Annotated in this window: 15 protein-coding genes and 1 pseudogene; 8 read left to right on the top strand and 8 right to left on the bottom strand. The window is 76.2% G+C overall.

Translation table 11 applies throughout. From position 1 onward, the window contains the following. Positions 1-15 precede the first annotated feature (15 nt). The 5 genes and pseudogenes from ACRAS8_RS08565 to ACRAS8_RS08545 all read right to left on the bottom strand — a co-directional run bounded on the left by ACRAS8_RS08565 (position 16) and on the right by ACRAS8_RS08545 (position 5,325). The gene (locus tag ACRAS8_RS08565; protein WP_438485351.1) at positions 16-1,728 is read right to left on the bottom strand and encodes an alpha/beta hydrolase; all 1,713 of its coding nucleotides are present in this window, start codon (positions 1,726-1,728) and stop codon (positions 16-18) included. 142 nt (positions 1,729-1,870) lie between these two features. After that, positions 1,871-2,671, bottom strand: coding sequence for a TIGR04222 domain-containing membrane protein (locus ACRAS8_RS08560; RefSeq protein WP_438485350.1), 801 nt, complete (start codon positions 2,669-2,671; stop codon positions 1,871-1,873). A 163-nt stretch (positions 2,672-2,834) separates the two neighbouring features. Next, positions 2,835-4,128, bottom strand: a pseudogene (locus tag ACRAS8_RS08555) (DUF692 domain-containing protein). 149 nt (positions 4,129-4,277) lie between these two features. Beyond that, positions 4,278-4,433: a hypothetical protein gene (locus ACRAS8_RS08550; RefSeq protein ID WP_438485349.1), complete on the bottom strand. Its 156-nt coding sequence runs from the start codon at positions 4,431-4,433 to the stop codon at positions 4,278-4,280. 79 nt (positions 4,434-4,512) lie between these two features. Beyond that, positions 4,513-5,325: a peptidyl-tRNA hydrolase gene (locus tag ACRAS8_RS08545; protein WP_438485348.1), complete on the bottom strand. Its 813-nt coding sequence runs from the start codon at positions 5,323-5,325 to the stop codon at positions 4,513-4,515. A 166-nt stretch (positions 5,326-5,491) separates the two neighbouring features. Between ACRAS8_RS08545 and ACRAS8_RS08540 the strand changes: the two genes are divergently transcribed. Genes ACRAS8_RS08540 through ACRAS8_RS08530 form a run of 3 tightly spaced genes read left to right on the top strand, consistent with a single transcriptional unit; the run spans position 5,492 to position 7,335 of the window. Further along, positions 5,492-6,406, top strand: a complete 915-nt coding sequence (locus tag ACRAS8_RS08540; RefSeq protein ID WP_438490388.1) for an ATP-binding cassette domain-containing protein — start codon at positions 5,492-5,494, stop codon at positions 6,404-6,406. After that, positions 6,403-7,083 carry an ABC transporter gene (locus tag ACRAS8_RS08535; RefSeq protein ID WP_438485347.1) on the top strand — a complete coding sequence of 227 codons (681 nt, stop codon included), beginning with the start codon at positions 6,403-6,405 and terminating at the stop codon, positions 7,081-7,083. Before ACRAS8_RS08540 ends, ACRAS8_RS08535 begins: the two co-directional genes overlap by 4 nt. 33 nt (positions 7,084-7,116) lie before the next feature. Continuing rightward, positions 7,117-7,335 (top strand): hypothetical protein, encoded by a 219-nt coding sequence (locus ACRAS8_RS08530; RefSeq protein WP_438485346.1) that lies wholly within the window; start codon positions 7,117-7,119, stop codon positions 7,333-7,335. 38 nt (positions 7,336-7,373) lie between these two features. On the opposite strand, the gene zapE is transcribed toward ACRAS8_RS08530, so the two are convergent. After that, complete coding sequence (gene zapE, locus ACRAS8_RS08525; RefSeq protein WP_438485345.1) at positions 7,374-8,501, bottom strand: cell division protein ZapE; 1,128 nt, start codon at positions 8,499-8,501, stop codon at positions 7,374-7,376. A gap of 67 nt (positions 8,502-8,568) precedes the next feature. On the opposite strand from zapE, the gene ACRAS8_RS08520 reads away from it, so the two are divergent. The 3 genes from ACRAS8_RS08520 to ACRAS8_RS08510 all read left to right on the top strand — a co-directional run bounded on the left by ACRAS8_RS08520 (position 8,569) and on the right by ACRAS8_RS08510 (position 10,500). Further along, a complete protein-coding gene (locus tag ACRAS8_RS08520) occupies positions 8,569-9,402 on the top strand; it encodes a pyrimidine reductase family protein (protein ID WP_438485344.1) in 834 nt (277 codons plus the stop codon). Positions 9,403-9,559: 157 nt separating this feature from the next. Then, entirely contained in the window at positions 9,560-10,057 is a 498-nt protein-coding gene (locus tag ACRAS8_RS08515; RefSeq protein ID WP_438485343.1) for an indole-3-glycerol phosphate synthase, read from the top strand. A gap of 215 nt (positions 10,058-10,272) precedes the next feature. Next, a complete protein-coding gene (locus tag ACRAS8_RS08510; protein ID WP_438485342.1) occupies positions 10,273-10,500 on the top strand; it encodes a hypothetical protein in 228 nt (75 codons plus the stop codon). Positions 10,501-10,614: 114 nt separating this feature from the next. On the opposite strand, the gene ACRAS8_RS08505 is transcribed toward ACRAS8_RS08510, so the two are convergent. After that, on the bottom strand, positions 10,615-11,301 hold the full coding sequence (locus ACRAS8_RS08505) for an ABC transporter ATP-binding protein (RefSeq protein WP_438485341.1): 687 nt from the start codon (positions 11,299-11,301) through the stop codon (positions 10,615-10,617). Continuing rightward, positions 11,298-12,386: an ABC transporter permease gene (locus tag ACRAS8_RS08500; protein ID WP_438490387.1), complete on the bottom strand. Its 1,089-nt coding sequence runs from the start codon at positions 12,384-12,386 to the stop codon at positions 11,298-11,300. The genes ACRAS8_RS08505 and ACRAS8_RS08500 overlap by 4 nt, the downstream gene beginning before the upstream one ends. A gap of 202 nt (positions 12,387-12,588) precedes the next feature. Here ACRAS8_RS08500 and ACRAS8_RS08495 point away from each other — a divergent pair, with 202 nt between their 5' ends. Together ACRAS8_RS08495 and ACRAS8_RS08490 are read left to right on the top strand one after the other, a co-directional pair. Next, a complete protein-coding gene (locus ACRAS8_RS08495) occupies positions 12,589-13,839 on the top strand; it encodes a sensor histidine kinase (RefSeq protein WP_438485340.1) in 1,251 nt (416 codons plus the stop codon). Beyond that, complete coding sequence (locus tag ACRAS8_RS08490; RefSeq protein ID WP_438485339.1) at positions 13,836-14,495, top strand: response regulator; 660 nt, start codon at positions 13,836-13,838, stop codon at positions 14,493-14,495. Before ACRAS8_RS08495 ends, ACRAS8_RS08490 begins: the two co-directional genes overlap by 4 nt. Positions 14,496-14,570 lie beyond the last annotated feature (75 nt).

Below are 14,570 nucleotides of genomic sequence, written 5' to 3'. Positions count from 1 at the left end.
GGGGCGGCGGCGCTCCTACCGCCCCTTCACCTTCATCTGCTGCACCAGCGCCTGCTTGGCCCGCTGGATCGGCTGCCCCGGCACCGGCTCGGCGCGCGGGGCGCAGTACGCCCGGTGCCCGGGCACCTTCCCGCGCAGCAGATACGCCTCGACGTGGGTGTTGACACAGGCGTTGTCGCCCAGCGCGATGCCGTGGGTGCCCGCGTTCCGCTCGGTGACCAGCGACGAACCGGGCAGCCGCCGCTGCAGCTCCAGCGCCCCCGGGTACGGCGTGGCCGCGTCCCGCTCGGCGGCCAGCAGCAGCACCGGCGGCAGCGCGCCGGGCTCGGTGCGGACGTCCAGCGGGCCGCGCGGGCCCAGCGCGGAGTCCAGGGCGGTGGCGGCGGCGTGCCGGGAGGCGTCGGCCAGCGCGCCGGCGGCCGGTGCGCCCCTGGCGGCCCGGTGGGCGGTGCCGCGGATCGCCTCCTCGACGTCGGCCGCCGCCGACTGCCGGTGGTTCGGCCAGAACGCACACGGCAGGTTCATCCAGACGTTGTCCCAGGTCTCGAACGGCGCGGTGCGGGCGAGGGAGGTGTTGTCCCGGTCCCAGACGCGCCAGTCGCGCGGCCAGGCCGCGTCGTTGCACTCGACGGCGGTGTAGACGGCGTTGGCGTTCTCCTCGCCCGCGGCGTCGGGGGAGGGCAGTGCCTGGGCGAGCAGCAGCTGGGCGTCACCGCGCAGGTACTTCGACAGCGCCTCCGCGCGCATCGGCCAGAACGCGTCGTTGTAGCCGGTCTTGAGGAACGCCGCCTGCAGCTGGCCGGGGCCGATCCGGCCGTTGGCCGGCTCCCGCCGCAGCCGCCTGACGACGGTGTCGTACGAGCGCTGCACGGCCTCCTGGTCGGCCCCCAGGTGGTAGGTGGCGTCGTGCTTGGCGACCCAGTTCAGCCAGTCGTGCCAGCGGCGTTCGAAGGCGACGCTCTGGTCGAGGTTGTTGCGGTACCAGATCTGCTGGGGGGCGGGGTTGACCACGCTGTCGAAGACCATCCGGCGGACATGGCCCGGGAACAGCGTCGCGTAGACCGCGCCGAAGTACGTCCCGTAGGACGCGCCCATGAACGTCAGCTTCTTCTCGCCGAGCGCCGCCCGCAGCATGTCCAGATCCCGGGCGTTGTTGACCGAGTTGTAGAACGGCAGGTCGGCGCCGGCCCGCTGGGCGCAGCCGTGGGCGTACGCCTTGGCCTCCGCCACCTTCTTCCGCTTGAAGGACTCGCTGGGGTACCGCGGGCTGTCCGTGGGGGCCTTGGCGAAGTCCTTGGGGTCCTCGCAGGACAGCGGCGCGCTGTGCCCCACCCCGCGCGGCGCGTAGCCGACGAAGTCGTAGGCGCGGGCGGTCCGGCGCCAGGTGGGCAGCATGCCGTAGAGGGGGAACTGCAGGCTGGAGGCGCCGGGGCCGCCGGGGTTGAAGACCAGGGCGCCCTGGCGCTCGCCGGGCGCGGCGGCCCGGGCCCGGCTGACCGTCAGCTTGATCTTCTTGCCGTTGGGGCGCGCGTAGTCGAGCGGCACGGTGAGGGTGCCGCACTCGATCGACGACGGGAGGTGTTCCACGGCCGCGCACCGGCCGAAAGTGAGGGGGTGGACGGGGGCGGGCGGCGCCGACGGGTCCCGGACGGCGCCGCCGGCCGGTGCGGTGGCGAGGCCGGTCAGGACCAGCGACCCGAGGGCGCCGTACAACGCAAGTGCTCTCACGAGCCGTCCCTTCGTATGGTGCGTGGTGCGCGGTGCGGGGCTCCGTGAGGGGCTCGCTGCACTGGGTCGCACGGTGGGCATACAAAAGGGATAGTTGGGCCAACTGGTGGCAAAGTAAAGCACCGTACGGCGGTGTCGGACGCTATGCCCCGGAAGAGTGGAGCGCCTCGCGCAAACCGGGATCGGTGAGCACGGCGGGCCCGAACAGCGCCAGCCCCGTCAGCCCGGCCGGGGCCCGGCCCGGCCGCCGCTTCCGTGGGCCGTGGTGCTCCTGGCGCAGCCGTGCCGCGCCGGCGTCGGTGGCCCAGCCGGTGTACGGGTGAGCCTCGGCACGGGCGACGATCCAGGTGCCGAGGGTGAGGATCAGCGGCAGCGCGAACCACGCCAGCACCAGCCGGTCCACCTGGCCGGACGGCGCCGCCCAATACGTCGCGCCGGCGGCCAGCAGCACCACCAGGGCGGCGGCCCGCACCTGGCGGACGGCGGCGCCGACCCCCGTACGGACCGCGGCGGGTGCCGCGAGACCGGCGCGCACCAGGCGGTCGGCCAGCCCGTGGACCGCGTCCGCACCGGACAGGGCGCGCCGCACGGCCGGTATGCGCCGCTGTCCCTCCGGGCCTATGGCGGTGAGCGCGGCGCGCTCGACGGGGTCCTTGCCGACCGGGTCGACGACCGTGGCCCAGCCGGTGTGGGCCAGGTGCAGCCGCCGTTGCTGGGCCATCAGGACGAGCACCACGTCGGCGAGCCGGTGCGGGCCGCCGGAGAGGTACGCCGTCTCGTACAGGGTCAGCCCGGCGGGGGCGGCGTCGGGGGCCGGACCGGCGTCCGGCGGCGTGCCCTGGGCGCGGTGCAGGGCGTGCCCCGCGACGACCGCCGCGCGGCAGACCCGGACGCAGGAGGCGACCGCCGCGGCCCAGGCGAGCAGGAGGAAAAGGAGCCACATGGCGGAGGTTCTACGGGACGGCGGTCGCCGCCGCCATGAGCTTTCTCACGATGCGGACATCTTGCCCGAGGCGGCCGGTGCCGCCCAACGCGCGGCAGCGGGCCGCCGCTTCACGTCGGCGGACGTGAACAGACAGGGAACGGACGGCCCGTCAGCTGCTGCGTCAGGTGCGGTGCAGGGCGCGCCGCAGGGACTCGGCGCGCCGGGCGGCGGCCCGTGCGAGGCGCGCCGCGGGGCCCGAGGACGGCGGCCGCGGCCCGGCCCGGTCGCGCCACCAGCGGGCCAGCCGCTGCCGCGCCACCGGGTCCGCGGGTTCCTCCCGGGCCAGGAGGAACGCCGCGAAGTCCAGGGCGTCCTGGCGGTAGCCGCCGCCCATGGGGCGGTTGCGGGCGTAACCGAGGAAGGCCGGACGGTAGCCGTCGCCGAGGATCTCCGGAAGCTCGGGCGCGACCTTGGCGACCACCGAGGCCCGCTTGGCGGCCAGCGCCCGGCTCTGCACCCGCAGCCGGGCCCGGTCGAAGCCCTCCGGGGCGGGCGTCCCGGCCACCAGCGCCGACAGCAGCGCCGCCTGCGCCAGCGCCAGCCGTTCCCGGGCCGGACCGGTGTCCCGCGCCTCAGGCCGCCGCGCCATGGCGGGCCCCCTCCACCACCGCGCGGATCGCGTCGAGTTCACCGGCCAGCGCCGCGCCCTCGGGGAAGTCGTCGTCGCGCTCCAGCAGCACCCCGGGCGGATCGACCCGGGCGCACAGCTCCGCGAGGACGTCCAGGACCGGCCGGGTCACCGGGTGCGCGTGGCTGTCGTGCCACACCCCGTCCCGCTCGACGCCGCCGGCGACATGGACGTAGGCGATCGCCTCCACCGGCAGCTCGTCGAGCGCCGCGGCCGGGTCCTCGCCGCGGTTGACGTGGTTGGTGTGGAGGTTGGCGACGTCGATCAGCAGCCGGACCCCGGTGCGCTCGACCAGCTCCGACAGGAAGCGCCCCTCGGTCATCTCCTCGCCTGGCCAGGAGAACAGCGCGGCGATGTTCTCCAGGGCCAGCGGCACCGGGAGCGCGTCCTGGGCGATCCGGACGTTCTCGCACAGCACGTCGAGCGCGTCCCGGGTGCGCGGCACGGGCAGCAGGTGCCCGGCCTCCATCACCGGCGACGCGGTCAGCGGGCCGCCCGCGCGGACGAACGCGAGATGCTCGGTGACCAACGGGGCGTCCAGCGCGGTGGCCCGCTCGGCGAGCGCCGCCAGCCGCCCGGCGTCCGGCCGGTCCGCGCCGCCGAGCCCCAGCGAGACACCGTGCGGCACCACCGTCGTGCCACGCTCCCGCAACTCCCGCAGGGCGTCCGGGAGATGGCCCGGGCAGACGTTCTCGGCCACCACCTCCACCCAGTCCACCCCGGGCAGTGCGGCGATCTCCGCGGCGATCTCCGGCCGCCAGCCGATGCCCGTCCCCAAGTGCCGCATGGTCCCCCCTTGTCGTTCTCTTGTCGTTCTCCTCGGTCCGGGTACTCCTCACCCCGCGCGACCCGGTCAATCGCCCGGCGGCGCGGTTCAGAGGTTGCTCTGAGCTTTGATCGGCACCGCCCGGACCGGCCGCCGCCTCCGGCCGGGTCTCAGCGGGCCACCTCGAACCCGACCGCCGCGCCCAGCGCCACCAGCACCCCGCCGGTGGCCTGGTCCAGCCGCCGTCGCACCCGTGGACGCTGCAGGACCGCCCGCGCCCGGTGCACCGCCGGCGTCACTCCGCCCAGCCACAGCACGCCCAGCACCGCGAGGTCAGCATGGGCACACGGTAGGTCCCGCCGCGGACGGCGCCTCCGCCGGGGGACGGGCAACCGGCCCGCCCCGTCAGCGGGCGGACGGCAGAGAGGAGCCGCGCAGCGCCGGGTGGTCGGCGACCACCGTGCACGAACCGCTGGGGATCTCCGTGAAGCCGGCATCCCGCACCACGGGCAGTCCGCCGGCGGTCAGCGCCGCCCACGCCGCGGGCTCCGCCGTCCGCACCGCCAGCGGGAAGCCCGCCGCCCGCCAGGACTCCCGCTCCGCCGCGGACAGCCCCCACCACGCCAGCTGCGCGCCGTGCCCGGCCTGCGCCATCGCCTTGCCCGCCGACATCTCCAGCGCGGGATTGAGCCACAGCACCGGCACGCCGTCCGCCGGCCGCGCGGGGGCGCCGGGATCGTCCAGCTCGGTGCCGGAGACCTGGAGCCGCGCCAGCTCCTTCGGCCAGCCGTCCAGCGGCACCGGCGGGAAGACCCGCACCTCGGCCGCGCGGCCGGTGACCGTGATGCCGGGCAGCGCGGCGGCCCGCCGCCACTCCGCGCCGCGCGCCCGCCGCACCACCTTCCGTATCCGGGAGTCCTGCCAGGCGCGCACCACCGGGGCCCACTCGCCCGCGCCGACGGCCCGCTCGTCGGAGAGCAGCACCAGCACCGCCCGCGCCGCCGTCTCCAGCGCGTCGGTGCGCGCCGGCGGGGCGTCCCGCTCCAGGCGCACCACCAGCGGCAGCACGTACTCCGGTGCCGTCTCCGCCCGCTCCGCAGCCGGTTCTGCGGCCTGCTCCGCGGTCTCCTCGCGGGCGGCCGGCGGGCGGTCGTGGTCGTCGATCCGGGTGGGCCGGCTGTGCTCGCCGGCCGGGCCGGCGGTCTCGGTACTGGTCACCCGATCAGTCTGCCAGCCGCCACCGACATCGCCCCGCGCGCGCCCGCGGTCGCCGCACGCGCCCCCGGCCAACCCGGCGCGCCCCGTGCCGCGTTACCGTCGACCCCGCCGGGGAAGCGGAGCAGCGGGGGAGGTGCCGCCCATGCCGGGGCCGAGTGCGCAGCGGATGCGGCTGGACGGAGTCGGACGGCGCTACGGGCTGCGCGGCCCCTGGGTGCTGCGCGAGGTGCGGCTCGACGTGCCGGCGGGCGCGCTGCTGCGCGTCGAGGGGACCAACGGCACCGGGAAGTCCACGCTGCTGCGGCTGCTCGCCGGCATCGACCGGCCCACCACCGGCCGGATCACCGGCTGCCCGCGCACCGCCTACGTACCCGAACGGTTCCCGGCCGCCCTGCCGTTCACCGCCGCCGGCTACCTCACCCACCTCGGCCGCGTCCACGGCCTGCGGACACCGGAGGCCGCCGGCCGGGCCGCCGAGTGGCTGACCCGCTTCGGCGCCTCCGAACATGCCCGCACCCCGCTGGCCGAACTCTCCAAGGGGACCAGCCAGAAGGTCGCGGTCGCCCAGGCGCTGATCGCCGAGCCCGAACTCCTCGTCCTGGACGAGGCGTGGACCGGTCTGGACCCGGCCGCCCGCGAGGTCCTCGACCGCGCGGTCGGCGAGCGGGTCGCCGCCGGCGGCACCGTCGTCTTCGTCGACCACGACCCGCAGCGGCTCGCCGGGGCCGCGGACGCCCGCTACCGCGTCGCCGACGGCCGGCTGCTGCCCCAGGAGTCCGCGGCGGCCGCCGACCCGGTGGACGGGGCCGCGCCCGACCCGGAGCCGTGGACCGTCGTCGAGGCGGCGGGCCCGCCGGGCAGCCCGCCGCCGGCCGGCCTCCCTGGCGCACTGCACCTCGCCCCCGGCCCCGATGGCGCCCTCCGGCTGACCGTCCCGGCCACCCATTCCGACGCCCTGCTACGCGCCCTGCTCACCGCGCGCCCGCCCTGGCACATCCGCGCGGTCGCCGCCGCCGAGCCGCCCGGCCCCGGAACACCGGCCACCGGCACGCCCGCCCCCGGAGGAGCGCCCCGCCCATGACCGCCTCCCTGCCCGCCCTGGTCCGCTACCAGGCGGCGCTGCTCGCCGGTTCGTACCGCTGGCTGCCGCCGCTCCTCGTCCACGCGGCCTTCCTCGCCATCGGTGTACAGACCGGCGGCCCGATCCTCGACGCGTACGGCTACGCCGCCGGCGGGCTGCTGCCGGTCACCGTCTGGCTGGCCCGGATCTGCGTCGCCAACGAGCCGCCCGCCGCCCGGAGTTGCACCGCGGCCGCCGCGGGACCGGGCCGGGTGCACCTCGCCGCCCTGCTGACCGCGGCCGGCGCCGCACTGCTCCTGGCGCTCGCCGGGACCGCCTTCGTCGCGCTGCTCTCCGACCCGTACTCGAACGGCCACCGGGTCGCCGTCCCGGTGCTGCCCGCGACCGCCGCCGGGCTGCTGACCCAGCTGGTCTGCCTGCTGCTGGGCGTCGGGGTCGGCGCGCTGTGCTCCTGGCCGGTGCTGCGCCGCCCCGGCTGGGGCGTCCCGACGGGGCTGGTCGCCGCGCTGCTGGTCCTCGTCCTGGGGGCGTCGCCCGCCAACGCCGCGCTGACCGGGATGATCACCGGCTCCGAGCACGGCACCGTCACCGTGCCCTGGCTGCCGCTCGCCGCCGCGGCGCTGCTCGCCTCCGCGGCGACGGCCCTGGCCTGCGCGCTCACCGGGCGACGCGGCTGACCGGCCCATCAGGACGCGGCGTACCCTCGCCCCATGCCGTCCACCGACCCGCACTCCGTGTCCGAGACGCCCGCCGCCCCCGACCGGGGTCCGGCCGACCGGGACCCGTCCGCCGTCCCCGGCGCGGTCGCGCCCCGCGCCGACTGCGTCGAGTGCGGCCGCCCGACGGAGTACCCGGCCGCCCGCCCGGGGATCGTCCGCTGCCCGGTCTGCGAGTGGCAGGAGGCCCAGCGGACGGCCTGCTCGGGCTGACAATCGCGGCGGCCGCCGCGGGGTACGTCCGGTGCGGCCTACGCCGCCAGCGTCTTGGCGTCCCTGGCCAGCGCGGTCAGCCGGGATATCGCCCGGAAGTACTTCTTGCGGTAGCCGCCGCGCAGCATCTCGTCGCTGAACAGCTCGTCGAAGGGCTTGCCGGCGGCCAGCACAGGCACCTCGCGGTCGTAGAGCCGGTCGGCGAGCACCACCAGGCGCAGCGCGGTGGACTGGTCCGGCACCGCCTGGACGTCGGTGAGGCAGACCGCCGATATGCCGTCGCACATCGCGCCGTACCGGCTGGGGTGCACCGTCGACAGGTGCCCCAGCAGGGACGGGAAGTCGTCCAGCGAGGCACCGGGGGTGCGGTGTGCCGCGCGGGTCACCGTCTCCTCGTCGAACGGGGCGGGCGCCTCGGGCAGTCCCCGGTGGCGGTAGTCCTCGCCGTCGATCCGCAGGGGGCGGAAGTGGGCGCTCAGGCCCTGGATCTCGCGCAGGAAGTCGGCGGCCGCGAACCGGCCCTCGCCGAGCTTGCCGGGCAGCGTGTTGGAGGTGGCGGCCAGCGCGACGCCCGCCTCCACCAGCTTGCCCAGCAGGGTGGAGACCAGCACCGTGTCGCCGGGGTCGTCCAGCTCGAACTCGTCGATGCACAGCAGCCGGTGGCCGCTGAGCGTCCGCACGGTCTGCTGGAAGCCGAGCGCGCCGACCAGGTTGGTCAGCTCGACGAAGGTGCCGAACGCCTTGAGCTCCGGCGCGGCCGGGGTGGCGTGCCAGAGGGAGGCCAGCAGGTGGGTCTTGCCGACGCCGTAGCCGCCGTCCAGATAGACCCCGCGCGGCCCCTTGGGGGCCGCGGCCTTCTTCGGCCCCCGGGAGAACCAGCGGCGCTTCCCGCCGCCCGCGTCCGCCCCGCCGTCGATGCCGGCGGCGAACGTCCGCAGGACCCGCACCGCCTCGGCCTGGCTGGGCTGGTTCGGGTCCGGGAGGTAGGTGTCGAAGCGGGCCCCCTGGAAGCGCGGCGGCGGCACCATCTCGGCGACCAGGCGCTCGGCCGGGACGTGCGGTGCGCGGGAGGTGAGCGCGGTGGGCGCCGCGGTGCCGTCCCCGTCGGCCGGGGGCCCGGCTATCGGGGTGGGCGCGGAAGAGGACGAGGGCTGGGAAGGTGACACAGCCGTCCAGCCTAGTCGCTGTGCGGTACCACCCGACCCGGTGAGCGAGGCATGTCACACTGCGCCCATGCGACGCCTGTTCCCCCTCCCGACCGCGACCGTCCCGTCCCCGGAAACCGGCCTGGAAACCGGCCCGGACGCGGGTCCCGACGCCACCGCCGACCGCGAGTGGACGCTGGACGAGCTGGCCGCGGCCTACGCGTACCCGGCGGCGGACGATCCGGTGCGCTCCGGCCGCCCCGGCTGGCTGCGCGCCAACATGGTGTCCTCCCTGGACGGCGCGGCGCACCACGAGGGCCGTTCGCAGCCGCTTTCCGGGGACGCCGACATGCGGATCTTCGGGGTGTTGCGGGCGCTCGCGGACGCGGTCGTGGTGGGCGCGGAAACGGTCCGGCGGGAGGGCTACCGGCCGGCCCGCGCGCGGGCCGCGTTCACCGGGCGGCGGGCCGCCGCCGGGCAGGCCCCGGCGCCCGCCATCGCCGTGGTGAGCGCGAGCCTGGACCTGGACTTCGCCCTGCCGCTGTTCACCGAGCCGCTGGTGCCCACCCTGGTGGTGACCGGCACCGGCGCCCCCGAGGAGCGGGTGCGGGCGGCCCGCGCGGCCGGCGCCGAGGTGCTCTTCGCCGGCGAGGGGCTCGGCGTCGACCCGGCGCGTGTCCCGGGGGCGCTGGCCGAGCGGGGCCACACCCGGCTGCTGTCCGAGGGCGGGCCGCGCCTGCTGGGGCAGTTCGCGGCGGCCGGGGCACTGGACGAGATGTGTCTCTCGCTCTCCCCGGTGGTGGCGGTGGGCGGTGCGCAGCGGATCATGGACGGACCCGCGGTGGCCGTGCCGGAGCGGTTCGCGCTGGTGTCCGTACTGGAGGAGGCCGGGTTCCTGTTCACCCGTTACCGCCGGTTCTGAGCGTGCTGCCGGTGCTCAAAAGAGCGTGCGGAATTGCCTGTTCCGCTTAGCTTCCGTTGGGCACACTAAAAGCCGACAGGTCCCGTGTGGCGACGGGGCAGGATGGTTTCTGTGGGTGCCGTGACAGCGGTGCCGGAAGAGAAGAAGGGCGTCCGTCGTGTTCACGAGCGTATTGATGATCGAGAAGCCTCTGACGCCCGCCGACGTGGAGTTCGTCACCACTCTGCACGGGGACGATCCGGTCTCCTTCGTGGTCCTCATGCAACCGCGCGGTAAACAGGACGTCCTGCTGCGGGCCATCGACGACGTCGCGCTCGGGGAGTTCGAGGACGCGGTGCGGGAGGGCGAGGAGCCGGGCGGGACGAACGCCGTGCTCCCCGCCGAGCAGGGGCTCTCGCACACCCTGCAGGCTCTGCGCGCAGCCGGCGCCGAGGCGGTCGGGCAGGTGGTCGAGGACCATCCGCTGGACCTGCTGAAGTCGGTCGTCGACGAGACCGGCGCGGACGAGGTGATCGTGCTGACCGCCCCGCACTTCGTCGAGGAGTTCTTCCACCGCGACTGGGCCTCCCGGGCCCGCCACAAGGTCGGCGTCCCGGTCCTGAAGCTGTTCTCGCACGCCGCCGACGACCAGCCGCGGCAGTCCGGCGGCGCCTGACGCGGTCCCCTAGGGCGCTTCTGACGGATCTCCGCGGCGTCCACGGAGATCCGTCAGAAGCGCCCTGGCCACGTCACCCCCGCGTCGGCCCGCCACCCGAACGGGCCAGCTCCGGCCCGCCGCCGCCACCGATCGGTGCGTTCCTGGTCAGAAAGCGGCCCGTGGCGGGCCGTATCCGACAGCCGAGGACCGGCGCAGAGAGGAAAGGGGCCGTCATGGCGGAGCAGCGGGGACGGGAACCGGGCGACGAACGGGAACGCGGCCGCGACGAGGGCCGGACCCGTGACGAGGAGCGCGGCAAGGAGGCGACGGAGGAGGCCGCCCCGGAGGCCGGGAAGCCGGGAAAGCGGGCGAGCGGTCCCTCCAAGGCGAGCGGCCCCTCCAAGGGGAAGACGGGCGGTCCGTCCGGCCTGTTCCCCACCTTCTCGCACCGCGACGAGTAGGTGTGACGAGCAGGTGTGCTGTCCGGGGAGGGGCGGAGGTTGTGGACAGAACACCGGGAGCCCGGGCCCGGCAGGTGTACGGGACGGCCGGTGTCCCGCCCGTCCCGTACCGGCTCACACCCCGGCGCCCGCCACCGAGGTCAGCCGGCCGTCCAGGACCTCCGCCACCGCGTCCACCGCGTCCAGGTGGGACCGGTCGTGGGTGACCAGGACCGTCGCGGTGCCGCGCGCGTGGGTCAGCTCGGTCAGCAGGGCGAGGACCGCGGCGCCCCGCTCGTGGTCCAGCGCGCTGGTCGGCTCGTCGACCAGCAGCACCGCGGGCTCGTTCATCAGCGCCCGGGCGATGTTGACCCGCTGCCGCTGGCCGCCCGAGAGCTGGTGCGGCCGCCGGTCCGCCTGCTCCGCCAGGCCCACCGCCGCCAGCAGCTCCCGCGCCCGGGACCGCGCCGTACGGGGCGGGCGGCCGTCCAGATGGGCCATCACCTGGAGCTGCTCGGCCGCCGTCAGCGCCGGCAGCAGGTTCGGCTGCTGGAAGACCGTCCCGATGGTGGTGCGGCGCAGCGCCGTCAGCTCGGCGCGGCTCAGGCCCGCGGTGTCCCGGCCGTCGACCACCACCCGGCCGCGGTCCGGCCGGATCAGCGTCGCGGCGACCGCCAGCAGGCTGGACTTGCCGGACCCGGACGGCCCGACCACCGCCGTCAGGCTGCCCGCCGGCACCGTCAGCGAGACCGCGTCCAGTGCGGTCAGCCGGGTGTCGCCGTCGGGGTAGGTGAGGGTGACATCGGTCAGTTCGAGGCTCATCGGGCACTTCCCAGGGCGGTCAGCGGGTCGACGGAGGTGATGCGGCGGATGGACAGCGCGGCGCCCACGGCACCCAGCGCGATCATGACCAGCGCCGGGACCAGCACGGTGGACGGGTCGAGGACGAACGGCACGGTCCCGCCCACCGCGGCGCCCACCCCGGCCGCCACCGCCGTCCCCAGGGCGGTGCCGGCCACCAGCAGGACGACGGCCTGGCCCAGGGCGTCCCGCAACAGATAGCGGGTCGAGGCGCCGAGTGCCTTGAGGACCGCGACGTCGCCGCTGCGCTGGATCGTCCAGACCGTGAAGAATGCCCCGATGACCAGCGCGGAGATCGCGAACAGGAAGCCGCGCATCAGCTGCAGCGAGCCGTTCTCGGCGCTGTAGGAACCGATCGCCGCCAGGGCGTCCGCGGCGGCCACCGTACGGGTGCCCAGCCGCCGGTCCGCGGCGGCCAGACCGTCCGTCCCGGTGGTGGACAGGGCGAGCACCGTCGCGCCCCCGGAGTCCGCGCCGCCGGGGCCGCCGGACAGCCGGTGCCAGTCGTCCAGGGAGGTCCACACCACCGGGGTGTGGCTGTACATCGCGGCCCCCGACACCGCCGTCACGGCGAGCTTCCGGCCGCCCAGCGCGACCCGGTCGCCGGCCCGCACCCCGAGCTTGTCGGCGGCCTTCTCCGACAGCACCACCGTGCCGTCGGCGGCCGGGCCCGCGGACGGCGCCAGGCGCGAACCGGGCCGCACCCCGAACACCGACACCGCCGCCGACCTCCCGCCGGCCCCCTCGGCCTTGGTGGTCGCGATCCCCAGCGGGTCCGCGCCGCGCACACCCGGCACCCGGGCCCACTCCCGCACCGTCCGCTCCGGGAGCCGGGAGTCGGTGAACGACGGCTTGCCGTCCCCGGCGGGCGCGGCGAAGACCAGGTGGTCGGCGGGGAGCGCGGTGATCGCCGAGGTGTTCTCCCGGCCCAGCCCCGCCGTCAGGCCGGACAGCAGCCCCACCAGCACCGTGATCAGCGTGACGACGGTCCCCATCAGGGCGAACCGGCCCTTGGCGAATCTCAGGTCTCTCCAGGCGACGAACACCGGCGCGGCCATCCTCGGCTCGGTGCCGGGCCCACTGCCCGGCGGCTGACCCCACCGTCGCCCGCCGGAGGGGCGCCGGGCATCGCGCCCAGGAGTGGTTCACCGCCGCCGAAGGATGCGGTCCGGCCTCCACCTTTGGACGCCCGCGCTCCACCTTTCGATTGATGCCGGCCCCGGTACCGGCCCGTAGCCTGGAGAGGCCGTGACCGAAGAAGCCAGGACCGACCACACCCTCACCCCCGTCCTGCGCGCGCTGCGCCTGTGCCTCCATCTGATGGTGGCCGCGCTGCTCGCGCTCGCCGCCGTACGCGCACTGGCGGCCGGCGCGCCCGCCGCCCCCGCCGTCCTCGCCACCGCCGTGGTCCTGCTGGCCCTCTACGTCCTCGGGCCCTTCCTGCCCCGGGTGCGCGGCTCCGCCCGCGCCGCCGCGCTCTGGCTCGCCGCCGTGGCCGCCGTCTGGCTGGTGCTGCTGGCGCTCACCCCGGACGGCGTCTGGCTGGCCTTCCCGCTCTTCTTCGTCCAGCTGCACCTGCTGCCGCTGCGCGCGGCGCTGCCCGCCGTCGCGGCCAGCACGGCCGTCGCCATCGCCGGCTTCGCCTGGCACACCGGCGCCCTCAGTGTCGGCACGGTCATCGGCCCCGTCCTGGGCGCCGCGGTCGCCATCGCCGTCGTCCTCGGCTACCAGGCCCTCTACCGGGAGAGCGAGCAGCGCCGCCGTCTCATCGAGGAGCTCACCGCGGCCCGCAGTGAACTGGCCGCCGCGGAACGGGCCGCCGGCGTCCTCGCCGAGCGGGAGCGGCTGGCCCGCGAGATCCACGACACCCTCGCCCAGGGCCTCTCCAGCATCCAGCTGCTGCTCCGGGCCGCCGAGCGGGCCGTACCGAGGCGGCCGGAGACGGCCCTGGACCACATCCGGCAGGCCCGCACCGCCGCCGTCGACAACCTCGCCGAGGCGCGCCGCTTCGTCCGCGCGCTGAGCCCGCCCGACCTGGAGGCCGGCTCGCTGCCGGCCGCCCTGGAGCGGCTGTGCGCGGCCACCGCCCGCACCTCCGGGCTGGCCGTGCACTGCCAGGTCTCCGGCGCCCCCGCCCCGCTGCCCACCCCGCACGAGGTCGCCCTGCTGCGCATCGCCCAGTCCGCGCTCGCCAACACCGTCCAGCACGCCGCCGCCCGCCGCGTCGAGCTGACCCTCAGCTACATGGACACCGAGGTCGCCCTGGACGTCGTCGACGACGGCGCCGGGTTCGTGCCCGCCGACGTCCCGCCGCCCGGCTCCGCGCCGGCCGGCGACTCCGGCTTCGGGCTGGCCGCGATGAGGGCCCGTGCCCGCGCCCTCCAGGGCACCCTCGCCGTCGAGTCCGCCCCCGGGGAGGGCACCGCGCTCGCCGTCACCCTGCCCTGCCCCGACCCGTCCGCCGTTCCCGACGAGCCCGACGAAGGGGCCGCCCCGTGACCGCGTCTGCTGGGCCTGCTGCGTCTGCCGCGCCCGTCCGCCTGCTGCTCGCCGACGACCACCCCGTCGTACGGGCCGGGCTGCGCGCCGTCCTGGAGACCGAGCCGGACTTCGAGGTGGCCGCCGACGTGCCCACCGCCGAGGAGGCCGTGGAACTGGCCGCCCGCCTGGACGTCGACGTGGTCCTCATGGACCTCCAGTTCGGCGGCCGGATGCTGGGCTCGCAGGCCACCGCCGAGATCACCGCCCGCCCCGGTGCGCCCCGTGTGCTGATCCTGACCACCTACGACAGCGACGCCGACATCCTCGCCGCCATCGAGGCCGGCGCCACCGGCTACCTCCTCAAGGACGCCCCGCCGGAAGAGCTGGCCGCCGCGGTGCGGGCCGCCGCGGCCGGGAAGTCCGCGCTCGCCCCGACCGTCGCGCTGCGCCTGATGGACCGGATGCGGACGCCCGCCACCGCGCTCTCCCGCCGCGAGACCGAGGTCCTCCAGCTCGTCGCCGACGGCCTCTCCAACGCGGCGATCAGCAAGCGGCTCTTCCTCAGCCAGGCGACCGTCAAGTCCCACCTTGTCCACATTTACTCAAAGTTGGGGGTCGACTCCCGTACCGCAGCGGTCGCCGCCGCCACCGCGCAGGGCCTGATCCGCCGCTGAGCGGCCCGCCGGGCGCCGGGACGCGCACCCCCGCGGGGTCACGGACCCCCGCTGTCGGTGCCGGGTGCGAGAATC

This window comes from Streptomyces sp. S186, from assembly GCF_051603415.1.
GTDB lineage: Bacteria > Actinomycetota > Actinomycetes > Streptomycetales > Streptomycetaceae > Streptomyces.
This window is presented reverse-complemented; position numbering and strand designations above follow the sequence as displayed.

What these genes read in the sequence shown, in the direction of transcription:
- ACRAS8_RS08540 (WP_438490388.1), top strand. Translation starts at nt 5,492, where the DNA reads ATGCGGCTGGACGGAGTCGGACGGCGCTACGGGCTGCGCGGCCCCTGG.
- ACRAS8_RS08505 (WP_438485341.1), bottom strand. Translation starts at nt 11,301, where the DNA reads ATGAGCCTCGAACTGACCGATGTCACCCTCACCTACCCCGACGGCGAC.
- ACRAS8_RS08530 (WP_438485346.1), top strand. Translation starts at nt 7,117, where the DNA reads ATGCCGTCCACCGACCCGCACTCCGTGTCCGAGACGCCCGCCGCCCCC.
- ACRAS8_RS08535 (WP_438485347.1), top strand. Translation starts at nt 6,403, where the DNA reads ATGACCGCCTCCCTGCCCGCCCTGGTCCGCTACCAGGCGGCGCTGCTC.
- ACRAS8_RS08510 (WP_438485342.1), top strand. Translation starts at nt 10,273, where the DNA reads ATGGCGGAGCAGCGGGGACGGGAACCGGGCGACGAACGGGAACGCGGC.
- ACRAS8_RS08560 (WP_438485350.1), bottom strand. Translation starts at nt 2,671, where the DNA reads ATGTGGCTCCTTTTCCTCCTGCTCGCCTGGGCCGCGGCGGTCGCCTCC.
- ACRAS8_RS08520 (WP_438485344.1), top strand. Translation starts at nt 8,569, where the DNA reads ATGCGACGCCTGTTCCCCCTCCCGACCGCGACCGTCCCGTCCCCGGAA.